The sequence below is a fragment of the Synechococcus sp. R6-10 genome, assembly GCF_047461815.1.
Lineage (GTDB): Bacteria > Cyanobacteriota > Cyanobacteriia > Thermostichales > Thermostichaceae > Thermostichus.
Genome location: NZ_JANSHW010000304.1, coordinates 1 through 3,694, shown reverse-complemented (window position 1 = coordinate 3,694; position 3,694 = coordinate 1). Strand labels below are relative to the sequence as shown.

At 58.3% G+C, this 3,694-nt stretch carries 2 protein-coding genes and 1 pseudogene; 2 read left to right on the top strand and 1 reads right to left on the bottom strand.

Going from position 1 to position 3,694, the window contains the following annotated elements:
* On the bottom strand, positions 1-780 hold a 780-nt coding region (locus NW837_RS09165), incomplete at its 3' end, for an extracellular solute-binding protein (RefSeq protein ID WP_414330874.1).
* 457 nt (positions 781-1,237) lie between these two features.
* On the opposite strand from NW837_RS09165, the gene NW837_RS09160 reads away from it, so the two are divergent.
* Both NW837_RS09160 and NW837_RS09155 read left to right on the top strand, forming a co-directional pair.
* On the top strand, positions 1,238-3,418 hold the full coding sequence (locus tag NW837_RS09160; protein ID WP_414330871.1) for an NAD-binding protein: 2,181 nt from the start codon (positions 1,238-1,240) through the stop codon (positions 3,416-3,418).
* Between the two features lie 153 nt (positions 3,419-3,571).
* Positions 3,572-3,694 (top strand): annotated as a pseudogene (locus NW837_RS09155) (RNA-guided endonuclease TnpB family protein); the annotation flags it as partial.

Below are 3,694 nucleotides of genomic sequence, written 5' to 3'. Positions count from 1 at the left end.
GCCACGATCCTGCTGGTTGGGGAAGAAGACGCCGATTTTCTCGGCTACGGCGCGCTCTTCTGGATTGTCGGATTTGATCAAACGCGGCAAATAGTAGGTGTTGGCCAAAGCCACGTCTCCCACCCCGGCGGCCACGGCCTTGATCTGATCCGTGTCTCCCCCTTCCGGCGGACGGGCAAAGTTGGCCACCAAGCCCCGGGCCCATTGCTCCGTTTCCGGGATCCCGTGGGCCAAGATGATCGAAGCCGTCAAGGATTGGCTGTAAACGTTGCTGGAGGAGCGGGTGAGCACCTTGCCCCGCCACTTGGGGTTGGCCAGATCTTCGTAGGTAGACAGCTCGTTGGGATCCACCTTGTCTTTGTTGTACATGATCACCCGCGCCCGCTTGGTGAGGCCAAACCAGTACCCCTCTGGATCCCGCAGAGACTCGGGAATATTTTTGGAGAGCGTCTCCGACTGGATGGGCTGAAACAGGCCCTCGTTCTGAGCCCGCCACAGCCGGGCAATATCCACCGTCATGAAGATGTCGGCGGGGCTGTTGGATCCCTCGCTGCGGATGCGCTGGACGATCTCATCGGCGTTGCCCTGCACCCAATTCACGGTAATGCCCGTTTTCTGCTTGAAAAGTTCGTACAATTTCTCGTCTGTGCCGTAGTGCCGCGAGGTGTAGAGGTTCACTTCCCGATTGGCGCCATGGGCCGGACGCAGAAGAGACCCTGCTGCCAGAGCCGCAGAACCTAGCGTGGCTCCACTGACAAATTGCCGTCGCGATAAGCGCATACCCAACTCCTAAGTTCAAAAACATCTCAAGAGACACAGCTCCACCGGCCAGGCTCTCTCTGAGAAAGCACCGGAAAGCCAAGCCCAAAGGACAAAGACAGTCCCCGCAAGCCTCACTCTGTTGGCTCTTATCTTGGGCCAACCTTATTGAGACTTTTATTCAAGAACTTTGCCTTGAGGAAATGATAGGAGATCTCAAGTACCAGGTCAAGCTCTTGGGAGTTGTTCTCACTTCTCACCCTTTGGGATGAAACTGGGTGGCTTCCCCTTGTCCTCGACAGCGCCTGAGATGGCCAGCAACGCAGCCGGTCTTGTTGAGCAACGGGTCTCTACCCAGGGCTTTGCGGTCAGCGGTATTGACAGCACTCGCGAAAGCTGAAGAGGCTTCGGGTATAAAGGGAGCAGGGTAGATGACAGAGCTATGGTGAGCTCCCTTTCGAGATCGCCTCATGCACAGGTGCAAGAGAATAGCAGGGATCCAGGTGTCTCTATCCTGGTCTGCGGCTACAACGATTTGGTGGAGCTCACTCTCCAAGCCCTAGAAGCTTTTGGACATCGCGCTGTAGTAGTTGCTCCCGATCTGCCCCCTCATTTGGAAGAGCAGTGGCAATACCTACAGGCGGATCCCCGCCAGCCGGGGGTGTTGCAGCGGGCTGGGATCGAGCGGATTAGGGTGGCGCTGCTCCTGGAGGACAGCGACCAAGCCAATTTCGAGCTGGCTTTGCTGATTCGAGATCTCAATCCACAGGTGCGTGTCGTCTCCCGTCTGTTCAACCACAGCCTTGCCCGCTATCTCGACTCGGCTTTGCCGCAGCATTTTTCCCTATCGGTGGCGGCTTTGGCTGCCCCGGCTTTTGCCCTTAAGGCTGTTTCCGACGAATTTGTTGGCTACTTTGAGCTGCCCCAGCTGGAAGCCCAGCCGGCCACGCTTCCGCCAGAGCTGGCAGATCCGGCTTACTTTGTCTCAGACCGAGAGACCACCCTCTGGAACGTGGTAGAGCTGACCATCGGATACAACTCCCGCCTGCTGCATATGCCCCTCTCGGAGCTGGAGGAAACTTTTGGGGCGCGGGTGCTGTTTCATTACCCGGTGGATGGGCTTTCTAACTTTTCCAAACAGCGAGTTTTCGACGACTTTGACCACGAGGCAGAGCTGCTGGAGGGGGATCGCGTTTTGGTCATTTGCGATCCCAGAGCCTACCTGCAACTGTTGGAACGCAACGGGCGACGGGGCTCCTCACGGGCACAGCGCTGGGCCAGCGGCCAGATGCAGGACAAGCGACAACAACGGCAAGGCAGGTCGTTGGGGCGGGGATCCCTTGGGTCTTGGCTGCGCAGAGGAGTGCAGGGACTCCTACAGGTCAAGCCCATCGTGCGCACCCTCACCTTCACCTTGGGGGCCATGCTGGTGCTGGGGGTGATCAACTTCAGGATGATCGGCAAACCCCTCATCGAGGGGCTTTTGCTGACGATCGTGGTGCTGACAGGGGGCTACGGGGATATTGAGGCTTTTCAACAGCCGGAAACACCGCTGGGGGTGAAGGTGCTGGCGGTGATGATGACCTTGGTGGGGGCTGCCCTGGTGGGGTTGATTTACGGCTTGGTGACCGACAAATTGGTGAGCAGTCGCTTTGGCTTGGGTCGGGCTGCCCGTATGCCCAAAGAGGATCATGTGGTGATCGCAGGGTTGGGGCGGCTGAGCTATTTGGTGCTGCAGTTGTTGCGGCAGATGGGCTACGAGGTGGTGGTGGTGGATCCCAATAGCGAGAACCCTCTCTTGGAGGCAGCGGAGCGGGAGGGAGCGGTGGTGGTTCGTGGGGATTATGCCCTGGCAAGCACGCTGCAGCAGGCTCGCATTCAAGGCAGCCGCTGCCTGATCTGCACCACCCCTGACGATCTCACCAACCTGGAGACGGCCCTGACGGCCCACAGCCTGCAGCCGGGGATCCGCACCATTTTGCGGGTTACCGATCCCGAATTGGCGGCTCGCATGCAGCGCCACATGCAGACCCTGGGGATCAGCTACAGCGCTACCGGGCTGGGGGCACGGGCTTTTGCCACCGCAGCACTGGTGGGATCCGTCTACGGCACCCTGGCTTGGCAGGGGGAAACTCTGCTGGTGACGCTGCTGGAGGTCTCGGCCGATTGCCACTACCTGGGGCTATCCTTGCGCCAACTGGCCCAGGACTATGACCTGGTGATCTTGCTGCATCGCTCCCGACCGGGGAAACCCTGTGTTTTTCCCAAGATCTGGCAAAAAGAGGGCAAGACCCTGTTGAAAGAAGGCGATCAACTCTATGTGATGGGAACGGTGGAATCCCTGATTCGCTTAACCCAAGGACGGCCTCTTCCCCCAGAGCTGTATCAGGTGCGCCTCCTAGAGTATCGCAACCCCTATTTTGAAGAGGAGATCCTCTCGGCTTTATCGTTCTACGCACGCCTGCCCAAAACGGCCCTGAAACCCCTATTGGGCTGTCTGCCGGCGGTGGTGAGCCCACCCCTTCCCCGCGACAAGGCAATCAAGTTAGCCCGCCAACTGCGCAAGATGAGCACTGAAGTGCAGGTGTTTGCCCAGGCGCAGCCTGCCCATTGGATCCCTGCAGCCATGAACGAAAATAGCGAGAGTAATCTGAATTGATTTGGACACTGTTCTGTTTATTGGTCTATTCTGCACTCCGTAGTCCAAAACATCTCGTTATGGGCAGTTGGACATTCAGCTAGAAATCGCAGGAGCCCCGCACTGTACCCGTAGGGTCAGTGCCGGGAGGAATGCGGAAGTCACAATAGAACCATGACCCAAGTCCTGACCGTATCCTGCAAGCTCAAGGCGTCCCAGTCGCAGGCCGCCAAATTGGACGCGACTTTGGAGGCTTTTGGCCAAGCCTTGAACTGGGTCAACCAGAACACGCCGGAG